Origin of the sequence: Hydrogenophaga sp. ZJX-1 (genome assembly GCF_048590325.1) — a bacterium.
Taxonomy (GTDB): Bacteria; Pseudomonadota; Gammaproteobacteria; order Burkholderiales; family Burkholderiaceae_C; genus Hydrogenophaga.
The window spans coordinates 546,416-560,177 of record NZ_JBMBRA010000003.1; the positions used below are offsets into that span (position 1 = coordinate 546,416).

At 66.5% G+C, this 13,762-nt stretch carries 12 protein-coding genes; 1 reads left to right on the plus strand and 11 read right to left on the minus strand.

Going from position 1 to position 13,762, the window contains the following annotated elements:
* Positions 1-17: 17 nt before the first annotated feature.
* Genes murD through mraZ form a run of 8 tightly spaced genes read right to left on the minus strand, consistent with a single transcriptional unit; the run spans position 18 to position 9,420 of the window.
* Positions 18-1,859, minus strand: coding sequence for a UDP-N-acetylmuramoyl-L-alanine--D-glutamate ligase (gene murD / locus ACN5W5_RS11425; protein ID WP_420048632.1), 1,842 nt, complete (start codon positions 1,857-1,859; stop codon positions 18-20).
* Positions 1,856-3,034 (minus strand): phospho-N-acetylmuramoyl-pentapeptide-transferase, encoded by a 1,179-nt coding sequence (mraY, locus tag ACN5W5_RS11430; protein WP_210823846.1) that lies wholly within the window; start codon positions 3,032-3,034, stop codon positions 1,856-1,858. Before mraY ends, murD begins: the two co-directional genes overlap by 4 nt.
* Positions 3,024-4,460, minus strand: coding sequence for a UDP-N-acetylmuramoyl-tripeptide--D-alanyl-D-alanine ligase (locus tag ACN5W5_RS11435; protein ID WP_420048633.1), 1,437 nt, complete (start codon positions 4,458-4,460; stop codon positions 3,024-3,026). Before ACN5W5_RS11435 ends, mraY begins: the two co-directional genes overlap by 11 nt.
* Positions 4,457-6,001, minus strand: a complete 1,545-nt coding sequence (locus tag ACN5W5_RS11440; protein WP_420048634.1) for a UDP-N-acetylmuramoyl-L-alanyl-D-glutamate--2,6-diaminopimelate ligase — start codon at positions 5,999-6,001, stop codon at positions 4,457-4,459. Before ACN5W5_RS11440 ends, ACN5W5_RS11435 begins: the two co-directional genes overlap by 4 nt.
* Positions 6,001-7,746 (minus strand): peptidoglycan D,D-transpeptidase FtsI family protein, encoded by a 1,746-nt coding sequence (locus tag ACN5W5_RS11445; protein ID WP_420048635.1) that lies wholly within the window; start codon positions 7,744-7,746, stop codon positions 6,001-6,003. The genes ACN5W5_RS11440 and ACN5W5_RS11445 overlap by 1 nt, the downstream gene beginning before the upstream one ends.
* Entirely contained in the window at positions 7,743-8,045 is a 303-nt protein-coding gene (ftsL, locus tag ACN5W5_RS11450) for a cell division protein FtsL (protein WP_290970153.1), read from the minus strand. The genes ACN5W5_RS11445 and ftsL overlap by 4 nt, the downstream gene beginning before the upstream one ends.
* 16 nt (positions 8,046-8,061) lie before the next feature.
* Positions 8,062-8,988 (minus strand): 16S rRNA (cytosine(1402)-N(4))-methyltransferase RsmH, encoded by a 927-nt coding sequence (gene rsmH / locus ACN5W5_RS11455; protein WP_420048636.1) that lies wholly within the window; start codon positions 8,986-8,988, stop codon positions 8,062-8,064.
* Between the two features lie 6 nt (positions 8,989-8,994).
* Positions 8,995-9,420 carry a division/cell wall cluster transcriptional repressor MraZ gene (gene mraZ / locus ACN5W5_RS11460; RefSeq protein ID WP_177132753.1) on the minus strand — a complete coding sequence of 142 codons (426 nt, stop codon included), beginning with the start codon at positions 9,418-9,420 and terminating at the stop codon, positions 8,995-8,997.
* On the opposite strand from mraZ, the gene ACN5W5_RS11465 reads away from it, so the two are divergent.
* Positions 9,301-9,612, plus strand: coding sequence for a hypothetical protein (locus ACN5W5_RS11465; protein ID WP_420048746.1), 312 nt, complete (start codon positions 9,301-9,303; stop codon positions 9,610-9,612). The genes mraZ and ACN5W5_RS11465 overlap by 120 nt on opposite strands.
* 229 nt (positions 9,613-9,841) lie before the next feature.
* Here the strand turns inward: ACN5W5_RS11465 and hslU are convergent, their stop codons facing one another.
* The 3 genes from hslU to ACN5W5_RS11480 all read right to left on the minus strand — a co-directional run bounded on the left by hslU (position 9,842) and on the right by ACN5W5_RS11480 (position 13,755).
* Entirely contained in the window at positions 9,842-11,170 is a 1,329-nt protein-coding gene (gene hslU / locus ACN5W5_RS11470) for an ATP-dependent protease ATPase subunit HslU (RefSeq protein ID WP_420048637.1), read from the minus strand.
* A gap of 8 nt (positions 11,171-11,178) precedes the next feature.
* Entirely contained in the window at positions 11,179-11,727 is a 549-nt protein-coding gene (gene hslV / locus ACN5W5_RS11475; protein WP_177132194.1) for an ATP-dependent protease subunit HslV, read from the minus strand.
* A 168-nt stretch (positions 11,728-11,895) separates the two neighbouring features.
* Complete coding sequence (locus ACN5W5_RS11480; RefSeq protein WP_420048638.1) at positions 11,896-13,755, minus strand: STAS domain-containing protein; 1,860 nt, start codon at positions 13,753-13,755, stop codon at positions 11,896-11,898.
* Between the last annotated feature and the right edge of the window lie 7 nt (positions 13,756-13,762).

Sequence of the window (13,762 nt, forward strand, 5' to 3'; positions counted from 1 at the left end):
GTTGTGCAGGCGATGGCTCACAACCCGCCCTCCAGTTCCACGCCCTGTTCATGGGCCAGCTCGGTCACCGCCTCGACGAAGACCGCGGCGCGGTGCTTGTAATCCTTGAACATGTCCAGGCTGGCGCAGGCGGGTGACAGCAGCACCGCATCGCCCGACAACGCCTGCTGCGCCGCCAGCGCGACGGCCCCGGGCAGACTGCTGGCGTCCAGAAGAGGGATACCGGCGTCCTCGACGACTTGCGCCACCTGGGCACGGATGGCAGCCGCGTCGCGGCCGATCAGCAGCACGGCACGCGCGTGGCGCGCCAGCGGCCCGGCCAATGGGGCAAAGTCCTGGCCCTTGCCGTCACCGCCCAGGATCACGACCAGGCGCCGGTCGGCACCCAGACCATTGATGGCGGCCAGCGTCGCGCCCACGTTGGTGCCCTTGCTGTCGTCGAAGTACTCGACCCCGTTGATGATGGCCACCGGCTCCACGCGGTGCGGCTCGCCGCGGTACTCGCGCAGGCCGTGCAGCATCGGACCCAGTGGCGCGCCGGTGGAGGTGGCCAGCGCGAGCGCGGCCAGCGCGTTGGCCGCGTTGTGGCGGCCACGGATGCGCAGGGCATCCACCGGCATCAGGCGCTGGAAGTAGATCTCATCGTCCTCGTCCGCCGCACGACCGCGTTTGCGCGTTTCGTCCAGCGCGAGAGCGCGCACCAGCCAGGTCATGCCGTTGACCGACTCGATGCCCCAGTCGCCCGGGCGCGTGGGCGTCTCCAGGCCGAAGGTGGCGTAAGGCCGGGCCGGCTGCTGCCGGTTGCGGCCGCCGACCTTCACGGTGACGTTGCCCGGTTTCATGGCCATGACCTGGGCGTCGTCGCGGTTCAGCAGCATCAGCGCCCGCGCGCCGTACACCGCGGCCTTGGCCTGCGCATAGGCGACCAACGAACCGTGCCAGTCCAGGTGGTCTTCGGTGATGTTGAGCACGGTGGCTGCCGTGGGCACACTGTCCCAGGCGCCCCCGGCGGTGCCGTCGAGCTGGAAGCTGGAGAGTTCCAGCACCCAGACCACGGGCAGGTGCGGGGGCGCCGGCGGCTCGATGGGTGGCGGCACCAGCATCAACGGTGCGTCGTCGTCTTCGCCCGGAACCGACAAGGGCTCTTCTGCGTCAGCGGGCAACAATTCGTCCTGGTTTTCCAGAACGGGCCGGGCGCCGTCTTCGGCGGGTGCTGGCTCGGAAACGTCCCCGGCAGGCGACAGCGCCAACGGTTCGGCGGCGGACTGTGCGTCCAGCCTGTCCTGCTCGGCCTGCTGTGCCGCTTCGGCTTCCGCCCGCTCGGCGGCCTCGGCCTGCGCTTCGGCGTCCAGCGCCGCGCCCAGCACGTCCAGCAGCGCCGGGCCGATGTTGCCGGCCACAGCGACGTTCAGGCCACAGCGCTGCAGCAGCAGGCCGGTGAGCGAGGTCACGGTGGTCTTGCCGTTGGTGCCGGTGATGGCCAGCACCTGGGGTTTGTAGGGCAGGCGCTCGCGCGCCGACAGGTCCTGCAGCGCCTGTGCAAACAGGTCGAGCTCGCCAACGAATGCGGTACCGTGTTGCTGCGCCCAGGCGCGTGCCGGTGCCAGCTGTTCGGGCGGCAGGCCGGGGCTGCGCGCGATCACGTTCCAGGGCTGGCGCACCAGCAGGCTGTCGTCAAAGGCACCTGCCACAAAGGCCGCCTGAGGGCACTCGGCGCGCAAGGCCGCCAACGAAGGCGGGTTCTCGCGCGTGTCGGCCACCGTCACCACCGCCCCGTGGCGCACGCACCAGCGCGCCATCGCCAGGCCGGAAATACCCAGACCGAGGATGAGAACGTGTTGGTCTTTGAGCGCGTTCATCGGAGTTTCAAAGTCGACAAACCGACCAGGCACAGCAGCATGGTGATGATCCAGAAACGGACCACGACCTGCGTCTCCTTCCAGCCCTTTTTCTCGAAGTGGTGGTGCAGCGGCGCCATCTGGAACAGGCGGCGGCCCTGGCCGAAGCGGCGCTTGGTGTACTTGAAATAGCTCACCTGCAGCATCACCGACAGCGCCTCCACCACAAAGATGCCGCCCATGATGGCCAGCACGATTTCCTGGCGCACGATGACGGCGATGGTGCCCAGCGCGCCACCCAGCGCGAGCGCGCCCACGTCGCCCATGAAGACCTGTGCGGGGTGGGTGTTGAACCACAGGAAGGCCAGACCGGCACCGGCCATGGCGGCGCAGAAAATCAGCAGTTCACCCGCCCCGGGAATGTGCGGCAGCAGCAGGTAGCGCGAGAACACGGCGCTGCCGGTCACGTAGGCGAACACGCCGAGCGCCGATCCCACCATCACCACCGGCATGATCGCCAGACCGTCCAGCCCGTCGGTGAGGTTCACCGCGTTGCTCGACCCCACGATCACCAGGTAGGTCATGACCACGAAGCCGAACACGCCCAGCGGGTAGGCCACTTCCTTGAAGAAGGGCACCATCAGGCCTGCACGCGGCGGCAGTTCGAGCGTGAAGCCCGAGGCCACCCAGTTGAAGAACAGCTGCAGCACGCGCAGGTTGCTGGTCTCTGCCACGCTGAAGGCCAGGTAGAACGCGGCCACCAGACCGATCACCGACTGCCAGAAATACTTCTCGCGCGAGCGCATGCCCTCGGGGTCCTTGTGGACCACCTTGCGCCAGTCGTCCACCCAGCCGATGGCGCCGAAGCCCAGCGTGACCAGCAGCACGATCCAGGTGAAGCGGTTGGACCAGTCGAACCACAGCAGCGTGGACAGGGCGATCGCAAACAGGATCAGCACACCGCCCATGGTCGGGGTGCCGCCCTTGCTGATGTGGCTCTGCATGGCGTATTCGCGGATCGGCTGACCGATCTTGAGCGCAGCCAGACGGCGGATGAAAAACGGACCCGCCACCAGACCGACGATGAGCGCGGTGAGCGCGGCCATCACGGCGCGGAAGGTCAGGTACTGAAAGACCCGCAGGAACCCGAATTCGGGTCCGAGGCTCTGCAGCCATTGGGTCAGGCTAAGCAGCATGGGTGGAATCCTTTTGTTCTTGTTGCGCGGGCGCGGTCAGGGCCAACAGGCCCTGCACCACGCGCTCCATGCGCATGAATCGAGAGCCCTTCACCAGCACGCTGCGCACCGCGGGCGCAGGCGTGGCCGCGACCAGGGCGCTCGCATGCACGGCCAGTGCGGGCACGTCGCTCCAGTGGGTGGGGGCGTTTTCGCCGGCGGCGTTCAGGGCGGTGACGGCCTGCTGCATCCAGTCGCCCGCGCAGTGAACGGCCTCGATGCCACTGGCCTGCGCCAGGCGCAACACTTCGAGATGAAAGGCGAGGCCCTGTTCACCCACCTCGCCCATGTCGCCCAGCACCAGCAGGCGCGGGCCGGGCAGTTCGGCCAGCACCTGGATGGCTGCGACCACGGAATCGGGGTTGGCGTTGTAGGTGTCGTCGATCAGGGTGACATGGCGGTCCGGCAGCGCCAGCGAGAGCGCGCGCGAGCGGCCACCCACAGGTTCGAATGCGTCCAGCCCGCGTCCGATGTCGGCGAGCGACACCCCCGCCGCCAGCGCACAGGCCGCCGCCGCCAGCGCATTGCGCACGTTGTGCCGGCCGGCGATGCGCAGGCGGCAAGCCTGCTCGCCCGACGGCGTGGTGAAGCGCAATGCCCAGGCACCGTCCAACCAGTCGGTGCTGAGCGCGCGCACATCGGCGGCCGCATCGCTGTCGCTGAAGGTCAGCACGCGCTGCCCCGCGGCCAGTTCGCGCCAGACCCAGGTGTATTCGTCGTCGCTGGGGAACACGGCCACACCACCACTGCGCAGGGCCGTGATCACCTGCCCGTTTTCGCGCGCCACGGCTTCGACCGTTCCCATGAACTCCTGGTGCTCGCGCTGGGCGTTGTTGACCAGGGCCACCGTGGGCTGGGTCAGCGCGGCCAGGTAGGCGATTTCGCCCGGGTGGTTCATGCCCAGTTCGATCACAGCCAGCCGGTGCGTCTCGCGCAGGCGCAGCAGCGTGAGCGGCACGCCGATGTCGTTGTTCAGGTTGCCTTGCGTGGCGTGGGCGGCATCGCCAGCCGCGGCGCGCAGGATGGCCGCGACCATCTGCGTCACCGTGGTCTTGCCGTTGCTGCCGGTCACGGCGATCAGCGGCAGGCTGAACTGCTCGCGCCACAGACGGGCCAGCTCGCCCAGCGCCAGGCGCGTATCGGGCACCTCGACGCCCGGCAGGCCGGCAGCCGCCAGGCCACTGTGAGCGATAGCGGCCACGGCACCGGCAGCGCGCGCCTGCGGCAGGAAGTCGTGCGCATCGAAGCGCTCGCCTTTGAGGGCCACAAACAGGTCCCCCGGCTGCAGGCTGCGGGTGTCGGTGTGCACGCGCAGGACGGCCGCACCGTGCGCTCCCACGGCACGGGCGCCACCGAGTTGCAGCATCAGCTGGTTCAAGTTCTTCATGCGGAAGCTCCCGGCGCTGCGGCGCGCTGGACAAGCGCCTCGCGCGCCTGCACCAGATCGGAGAACGGCTTTTTCACACCCATCACGTCCTGGTAGTCCTCGTGGCCCTTGCCCGCGATCAGCACCACATCGACCGCAGCGGCGCGCTGCACCGCCAGCATGATGGCCGCGGCCCGGTCGGCTTCGACCAGCGCTTTTCCGGGTTCGGACAGTCCGGCCACCATCTGTTTCAGGATGACCAGCGGGTCTTCGGTACGGGGGTTGTCGCTGGTCAACACCACGTGTTGCGCCTCGCGCTCGGCCACGGCGGCCATGAGCGGGCGCTTGCCGGCATCGCGGTCGCCACCGCAACCCGCCACCGCCCAGAGGGCACCGCCGCGCTGCAGCGCCAGCGGCTGCAACGCCTGCAAGGCTTTTTCCAGCGCATCCGGTGTGTGGGCGTAGTCCACCAGCACCAGCGGCTGGCCCGCTGCGACCGCCACCTGCTCCATGCGGCCAGGCACCGGCGTGAGCGCGTCACAGGCACGCACCGCGTCGGCCAGCGACACACCGAGCGCGCGGGCGGAGGCCAGCACACCCAGCAGGTTGGACACGTTGTACAGGCCGACCAGCGGCAGGCTCAAACCATGGGACTCGACCACATCACCCGTTGCGTCACGCTCGCCCACGGTCAAGCGCATGCCGTGGTCGGTGAACCCGATGTCGCGCGCGAAGACCCGCGGAACGTCTGAACCGCCCACGGCCTCGATGCCCACCGTCCAGAGATCCAGACCCCTGCCCCGCAGCAAGGATGCCAGCCGGACGCCCTGTGGATCGTCGAGGTTCAGCACCGCATGGGCCAGACCCGGCCAGTCGAACAGGGCGGCCTTGGCGGCCCAGTAGTCGGCCATGCTGCCGTGGAAGTCCAGGTGGTCCTGCGTGAAATTGGTAAAGACTGCGACGCGGATCTGGGTGGCGTTGAGACGCCCCTCGATCAGTCCGATGGACGAGGCTTCGATGGCGCAGGCTTGCAGTCCCGCGTCCACCATGCCCCGCAGGCGCGCCTGCAGCAGCACCGGGTCGGGCGTGGTCAGACCGGTGGGCACCAGGGCGTGGCCCTCGTCCCCCGCCAGCGGCGGCTGGCCAATGCCCAGGGTACCCACCACCGCGCAAGGGCGGCCCACCGCCGACAGCAGCTGGGCCATCCACCAGGCGCTGGAGGTCTTGCCGTTGGTGCCGGTGAAAGCCACCACGTCGAGCCCCACGCTGGGCTCGCCATAAAACGCGCTCGCGATCGGGCCCGCCTGCGCCTTGAGCCCGGGCACCGCCGCCACACGCTCGTCATCGAATTCGAAGGCTTCCACGCCTTCGCGCTCGACCAGCACCGCCGCCGCCCCCGCCTGCAGCGCACCCGCCACATAACGGCGCCCGTCGGTGGCGGCACCGGGCCAGGCCACGAAGCCATCGCCCGGCTGCACACGGCGGCTGTCGCAATCCAGATGCCCGCGCACGCGCTCGCGCAGCCAACCGGCCACGGCCTGGGGATGCTGGATCGTCTGCATCAGAACGACTCCTCCACGATCTCGGTCACGATCTGCGGCTTGACGTTCATGTCGGGCTGCACGCCCAGGATGCGCAGGGTCTGCTGCACGGTTTCGCTGAACACCGGGGCGGCCACCAGGCCGCCGTAGTACTGTCCGTTGCTGGGCTCGTCCACCATCACCGCCACCACGATGCGCGGCGCTTCCACCGGCGCCAGACCGACAAAGAAGCTGCGGTACTTCTTGGCCGCATAGCCCTTGCCTTCCTGCTTGTGGGCCGTGCCGGTCTTGCCGCCCACCGAATAGCCCATGGTCTGGGCCTGGGGCGCCGTGCCACCGGGACCGGTGGCCATTTCCAGCATCTTGCGCACGGCCACCGTGTTTTTTTCGCTGAACACCCGCACACCGGTGGCCGGTGTCTCGGCCTTGAGCAGCGTGACCGGGATCAGCTCGCCATCGCGCGCGAAGATGGTGTAGGCCTGCGCCAGCTGGAACAACGACACGGAGAGCCCGTAGCCGTAGCTCATGGTCGCCTGCTCGATCGGGCGCCAGGTCTTGTAGGGGCGCAGGCGTCCACTCACCGCGCCGGGGAAGGGCACATGGGGTTTCTGGCCGAAACCCGCTTGGGCAAAGATTTCCCACATCTCGCGCGGATGCATCTGCATGGCCATCTTGACCGTGCCCACATTGCTCGATTTCTGGATGATCTCGTTGACCGTCAGGATGCCGTGCGGGTGGGCGTCGCCGATGCTGGAGCCCCCGATCATGATGCGGCCGGGCGCGGTCTGGATCTGCGTCTCCGGTCGGACCAGCCCCTTGTCCAGCGCCAACCCGGCGATGAAAGGCTTCATCGTGGAGCCGGGTTCAAAGCTGTCGGTCAGCACGCGGTTGCGCAACTGTTCGCCGCTGAGCCTGGCGCGCCGGTTCGGGTCGTAGCTCGGGTAGTTCGCCAGCGCCAGGATCTCACCGGTCTGGGTGTCCAGCACCACCACGCTGCCGGCCTTGGCCTTGTGCGCGAGCACCGCGTCACGCAGCTTCTGGTAAGCGAAATACTGCACCTTGCTGTCGATGGAGAGCTGCAGGTCGGGACCGTCCACCGGTGGGACCACATCGCGCACGTCTTCGACCACGCGGCCCAGGCGGTCCTTGATCACCCGGCGCGAACCGTTGCGGCCCGACAGCTGCTTGTTGAAGGCCAGCTCCACGCCCTCCTGCCCCCGGTCTTCCACGTTGGTGAAACCCACCACATGGGCCGCGGCCTCGCCTTCGGGGTACTGGCGCTTGTACTCGCGGGTCTGGTAAATGCCCTTGATGCCCAGCGCGGCGATTTCCTTGGCCAGGGGCTCGTCCACCTGGCGCTGGACCCAGACAAAAGTCTTGTCCTCGTTGGCCAGCTTTTTCTTCAGCTCGGAAAAGGGCAGACCCAGCAGCTTGGCCAGGGTCTTGAGCTTCGGGTCGGCCTTGTCCACGTCCTCGGGAATGGCCCAGAGGCTCTGCGCCACCACGCTGGTCGCCAGGATCAGGCCGTTGCGGTCGAGCACGCGGCCCCGGTTGGCCGGCAGCTCCAGGGTGCGTGCGAACCGCACCTCACCCTGGCGCTGGAAAAAGTCGTTGCCGAACACCTGCACATACGCCGCGCGAGCACCAAGACCGACGAACGCCAAAGCCAGTGCCGCAACGATGAATTTGCTGCGCCAGACCGGTGTCTTGCTCGCCAGCAGGGGACTGGCGCTGTAGTTGATGCTGCGGCTGCCGCGCGGGCTCATGGCCGACCCTCCTGCCCTGCCGCGACCGCGGGGGCCTCATGCAAGCTCACGTACTCCGTGATGCCGGGATTGACCGGCCGCATCTTCAGCTGCCGTGTGGCGATCTGCTGCACGCGCGCCGATGTGGCCTGTGCCTGCTTCTGCACACGCAGCTGCTCGTGGTCGGCTTCGAGCCGGCGCGACTGCGACTGGGCCCGGTCCACCGCGGTGTAGAGCCGGCGAAATTCGTACTGGGTGTGCACCAGATAAAAGGCGCTCACCATCACCGCGGCCAGCAGCATGAGGTTGAGGCGGATCATGAACGGCCCCTCTCGCTCATACCGGCGCCTCCGTGCGCTCGGCCACGCGCATCACGGCGCTGCGCGAACGCGGGTTGCCCTGCACCTCGGCGGCCGAAGGCATCACGCGGCGCACCCGGACCAGCTGCATCTCGGCCGGCTCGGCGAAGGGCACGCGGCGGTCCACCACGGCGCGCGAGTGGCGTGCCATGAACTGCTTGACCATGCGGTCTTCCAGCGAATGGAAGCTGATCACGACCAGTTGACCTCCGGGACGCAAGACATGCAGGCTGGCCTCTAGCGCTTGTTGCAGCTCTTCAAGCTCGGCGTTGATGAAAATCCGAAAAGCCTGAAATGTGCGCGTTGCAGGGTCCTTGCCCGGCTCGCGGGTTTTGACCGCGCCAGCCACGACTTCGGCCAGCTCGCGGGTGGTTCGAAGAGGGCCCCGTTCCTGTCGGCGACGATCAATCGCCTTTGCAACCTGTTGAGCAAACCGTTCTTCGCCATATTCACGTATCACCTCCGCGAGGGTGGAGACTTCGGCCGTTTCCAGCCACTGAGCCACGCTCTGGCCGCGCGTGGTGTCCATGCGCATGTCCAGAGGTCCATCGTGACGAAAAGAAAAACCCCTTTCGGGGTCGTCGATCTGGGGCGAACTCACGCCCAGATCCATCAGCACCCCGTCTGCCGTGCTGGCCCCCAGTTCGCCCAGATGGCAGAAACCCTGGTGCCGGATGGAAAAGCGGCCATCGCTGGCCGCCAGTTCCTGCGCAGCCGCCACGGCTTGCGGGTCCTTGTCGAACGCCGTGAGGCGCCCGCTCGCGGACAGCTTCTCCAGGATCAGGCGCGAGTGCCCACCCCGCCCGAAAGTGGCGTCGACATAGTGGCCGTCCGGCTGGATGCCCAAGGCGTCGACAGCCTCGTGCAGCAGAACCGTCTGGTGTTGCCATGCGTCTTGAACCATGGGGCCTCAGAACGAGAAATCCTTGAGCACATCGGGCATCTCGGCCTGCATCGCTTCGGCCTCCTTGGCGGCGTAGGTCGGGGCATCCCACAGTTCCAGGTAGGAACCCATGCCCAGCAACACGGCGTCTTTGGCAATGCCGGCGGCGGCACGCAGTTCGGGCGAAACCAGCACGCGACCCGACGCATCCATCTCGACGTCCATCGCGTTGCCCAGGAAAATGCGCCGCCACCATTGCGCATCCATGGGCAAGGCGGCGATGCGGGCACGGAACTTTTCCCACTCGTCGCGAGGGAATACCATCAGGCACCCGTGTGGGTGCTTGGTGATCGTGAGTTGACCAGCGGCCGTTCCCAGGGCGTCACGGTGCCGGGTCGGCATGGAGAGCCGACCCTTGGCATCGAGACTGAGAGAGGAAGCACCCTGGAACACCGTGATCAGCCCTTGGAAAACACTTTTCACCACTTAATTGCACTTTTTTCCACTTTATCAGGAATTCAAGCGCATGCAAGCCGGCGGCTGAAAAATTTCTCCAATAAAATCAAGCACTTAGAACACATTTTGAAGCATTTATTGCTCAAAAATGCAGCAAAAGCAAGCACTTACGAGCGCCTCTGCATGTGATGCTTGAAAGCCCTGTTACACCCAGGGATTCCCGACGGACGGAATGGGCGGCGCGAGGCGGGCCCGGCGCCGTGGGTCGGGCGCTCACCGCCCACAAGAAGAAAACCGCGGTCGCCGGGCGGGCGAACGCGGTTTCGCGGGGTCCGTGGACCTCATACGGTTTTGCATTCAGGCGCAGAACCAGGCCGGAGCCGCAGACAGTGCTGCAGCACGGCAAGGCGAAACCGTATCAGAGGATGTAGCGGGACAAGTCCTCATTGCGGCTGAGCTCGCCCAGGCGACCGTCCACGTAGGCCGCATCCACCTGGACCGTCTGCCCCTGCAGCCCGGTGGCACCAAAACTCACTTCGTCCAGCAGGTGCTCCATCACCGTGGCCAGACGGCGCGCGCCGATGTTCTCGGTGCGCTCGTTCACGTCGCAGGCGATCTGCGCCAGGCGGCGGATGCCTTCGGGCATGAACTCCAGCGTCACGCCCTCCGTGGCCAGCAAGGCCTGGTACTGGCGCACCAGCGAGGCATGGGTCTGGGTCAGGATGGCTTCAAAATCGTCCACCGACAGCGACTGCAGTTCGACCCGGATCGGAAAACGCCCCTGCAACTCGGGAATCAGGTCGCTCGGCTTGGACAGGTGGAACGCGCCGCTGGCGATGAACAGGATGTGATCGGTCTTGATCATGCCGTATTTGGTGGACACGGTCGTGCCCTCCACCAGCGGCAGCAGGTCGCGCTGCACGCCCTGGCGCGACACCTCGGCGCCACCCGCATCGCTGCGCGAAGTCACCTTGTCGATCTCGTCAATGAAGACGATGCCGTTCTGCTCGGCATTCTGCAGCGCGCGCGTCTTGATCTCTTCCTCGTTGACCAGCTTGCCCGCTTCTTCGTCAATGAGAAGCTTCATCGCTTCGGCGATCTTGAGTTTGCGCGAGCGGCGCTTGTCCTGCCCCATCTGGCTGAACATGCCGCGCAACTGCTCGGCCATGTCTTCCATGCCGGCGGGACCCATGATCTCCATCGTGGGGCGAGGCTCCGCCAGCTCGATCTCGATCTCCCGGTCATCGAGCTGTCCTTCGCGCAGTTTCTTGCGAAAGCTCTGCCGTGCGGTGCTTTCGGGAACGACCACCGGTTCGGCACCCGTGCTGCGCGGTGGCGGCAACAGGGCATCAAGGATGCGTTCCTCGGCCGCGTCTTCGGCACGCACGCGCTGGCTGCGCATCTCGACTTCACGGGTCTGCTTGACCGCGATCTCGGCCAGGTCGCGGATGATGGCGTCCACGTCCTTGCCCACATAGCCCACTTCGGTGAACTTGGTGGCTTCGACCTTGATGAAGGGCGCGTCGGCGAGCCGGGCCAGCCGGCGCGCGATCTCGGTCTTGCCGACACCGGTGGGGCCGATCATCAGGATGTTCTTGGGCGTGATCTCGGGCCGCAGCTTCTCGTCCACCTGCTGGCGGCGCCAGCGGTTGCGCAGCGCGATGGCCACGGCGCGCTTGGCGCCTTTCTGGCCGATGATGAAACGGTCGAGTTCGGAGACGATCTCCTGGGGAGTCATTGAAGACATGTGTTCGCTCAATCCAGGGTTTCGATCGTGTGGTTCATGTTGGTGTAGATGCAGATCTCGCCCGCGATGGCAAGCGATTGCCGCACCACCTCTTCGGCACTCAGGGCCGTGTGCTGCGTCAGGGCGCGGGCAGCGGCCTGGGCGTAGGCGCCCCCCGAACCGATGGCAACAACCCCGTGTTCCGGCTCCAGCACGTCGCCATTGCCGGTGATGATCAACGCGGCACTGTGATCGGCCACGGCCAGCATGGCTTCCAGCCGGCGCAACACGCGGTCGGTGCGCCAGTCGCGCGTCAACTCGATGGCTGCGCGCACCAGGTGACCCTGGTGTTTTTCGAGTTTGGCCTCAAAACGTTCAAACAGCGTGAAGGCGTCCGCCGTGGCACCGGCAAACCCGGCCAGCACCTTGTCGTGGTAGAGCTTGCGCACCTTGCGCGCGGTGCCCTTGACCACGATGTGGCCCAAGGTGACCTGGCCATCACCACCGATGGCGACCTGCACGCCTTCAGGCGTTTCGCGACGTACGCAGACGATGGTGGTTCCGTGAAATGATTCCATAGGGGATAGTAGATTGGGATGATCGGATTGATCTCAAGTGCATCAGAAAGTCGACATGCCCCAGCAAGGGCACAGCGGAACCTGCTCCGCCGGGCCGCCAGTGCCGCCCCTTGAAGGGGGTTGCGCGCAGCGCGGCGGGGGTGAGTCAGACCCCTGCGGCGCGGGAGGTCAGTCGTTCCGCACCACCACTTTGGCGTATTCGGTGATACCGATGACGTGGAAAAAGGCGGACACCAGGCGGTGAGCGTCCACGAACTGGATCATGCGGCCTTCGGCATGGTGGCCCGAAACCCAGTTGAGCAAGGTGCCTGCCGCGGAAAAATCCACTCGGATCAGGTTGCGACAGGAAATGATGAGCACATCGGCGCCCTGCAACCGTTGCTCCAGGGTTTCCAGCGTGGCCTGGGGATCGCCCCGGATCTCGCCCGACAGCTCCACCAGACCGAGCTGATTCAGCCCGGAGCTCAGACTCTCCATCACGGAGTCCCCCGGGAACACCGACGGCACCTGTTCCAGCACCACCTCGCCCAGCACGGACGAGCCATTCTCCGGAGATCCGCCCGACAAGGCACGGAAATGGCAACGCGGCGTCTCCCACCCTGGCGGAGACACCTCGTAGGTGACGCAGAAGTCCAGTGCGGTCAACTCAAATTCGTCCGGTCGGTTCATGACCCGCAACACGGCCATGCGCAACTCCCACCAGAGCTGCTCCACATCGCGCCGGCCTGAGGGCGTCATGGACTTGAGCAGATCGCGCAGCGTGCTCGACCCCATGAAGCACAGCTCCACGTCCTGATCACCCCACAGGGTGAAGATACCCAGCAGCGCACGGGCCGCCTTGACATCGATCGCCTCCAGCGGCTCCCAGTCCAGTACCCAGGGCTGGTTGGCCCGCAACAGCACGTTCTGCAAGGTGCCCACCGCGTGCGCATCAAGTTCGGGCTCGCTCGCCCAGACCGCGCGGCCATTGGTCACCGACGGTTTGTAGGCCTTGCCGGTCATGGCCGACACCGCCCCAAGCATGTCCTCCCACTGCGGCGCAGAACGACCAAAACGGTTCACGAAATCCAGCGCCTGGCTCTCGAACGGCGCCAGTTGGCCTGTGGCCCGGTAGAGGTCGAACAGGGCCAGCCAGTTGTCGAGGCGGTCTTCGCCACCCTGGGCCTCCCCCAGTGTGTCCAGCAAGCCTTGTTCGGCCCCTGCATCGTCGCCGTTGGCAAAACGGATGGCGGCTTCTTCCACCTCCGGATCCTGGGCGATTTCGTGAACGTCCAGCGCAAAGAAGTGCGAAGCGGAAAAGGCCGGGCCCGATCCACCCAGCTCACCACGCAGCGTGGGAGCCATCAGGCCGGTGCGCGCGGCGGCTGCCGCGGGTGCCGGCGCTGGCGTGTTCTCCGATGGCACACTGTCCTGCCGAGGCGCCTGTCCGGTGTGCGCGGCCGTCGTGCCGCCCACGCCGGGTGCGGGGGGCGGTGGCGGTGCCGGTGACATGGTGACCGAATCAACCAGGGGGGAGGCTTCGGTCTCGTTGTACTGCGCAGCGCGGCGCCGGGCCTGGGGGTCGACCGGAGCTTCGGTCTTCTTGGAAGAACCCTTGCGATCGAGCGGTGTGCCCCCGGTACTGTGTGCGCCCGAATTCAGGCTGGAACTGGTGGTCAGGGAGTCAGGCCCCTTGGTTTTCCACCATTGCATCGACATCTGGGCCTCGATCTCGTCGATCTTCTTGAGCGTCATCGCCCTGTCGTCCGGCTTGGACGGCAGGCTGCTCTGGAAGAACGAGGGTCGCACCCCCTGCCCGCCGTCAACGGGACCTTCCCGGCTGCGGATCTTGCGCAGCATATCGAACTCGCGCTTGCGCACGAAGTCGTTGCGCCGCTTGCGCTCGATCATTTCCTTCAGGGCCGCTTTGCTGTACTCGCTCTCGCGGTCCACACTGCGGGTGTCCAGATCCGACCAGCTCGTGGTCGGATGGCGAACGAACTTCACCACCTTGGACAGGAAGCCGCCGTTGGAGTCGTCCTTGGACATGAAAGCT

Excerpts from the sequence above, each read along its gene's own strand:
- rsmH (WP_420048636.1), bottom strand. The coding sequence starts at position 8,988 with ATGGTTCAAGACGCATGGCAACACCAGACGGTTCTGCTGCACGAGGCT.
- ACN5W5_RS11440 (WP_420048634.1), bottom strand. The coding sequence starts at position 6,001 with ATGCAGACGATCCAGCATCCCCAGGCCGTGGCCGGTTGGCTGCGCGAG.
- hslV (WP_177132194.1), bottom strand. The coding sequence starts at position 11,727 with ATGGAATCATTTCACGGAACCACCATCGTCTGCGTACGTCGCGAAACG.
- ACN5W5_RS11435 (WP_420048633.1), bottom strand. The coding sequence starts at position 4,460 with ATGAAGAACTTGAACCAGCTGATGCTGCAACTCGGTGGCGCCCGTGCC.
- hslU (WP_420048637.1), bottom strand. The coding sequence starts at position 11,170 with ATGTCTTCAATGACTCCCCAGGAGATCGTCTCCGAACTCGACCGTTTC.
- ftsL (WP_290970153.1), bottom strand. The coding sequence starts at position 8,045 with ATGATCCGCCTCAACCTCATGCTGCTGGCCGCGGTGATGGTGAGCGCC.
- ACN5W5_RS11480 (WP_420048638.1), bottom strand. The coding sequence starts at position 13,755 with ATGTCCAAGGACGACTCCAACGGCGGCTTCCTGTCCAAGGTGGTGAAG.
- ACN5W5_RS11445 (WP_420048635.1), bottom strand. The coding sequence starts at position 7,746 with ATGAGCCCGCGCGGCAGCCGCAGCATCAACTACAGCGCCAGTCCCCTG.
- mraY (WP_210823846.1), bottom strand. The coding sequence starts at position 3,034 with ATGCTGCTTAGCCTGACCCAATGGCTGCAGAGCCTCGGACCCGAATTC.
- murD (WP_420048632.1), bottom strand. The coding sequence starts at position 1,859 with ATGAACGCGCTCAAAGACCAACACGTTCTCATCCTCGGTCTGGGTATT.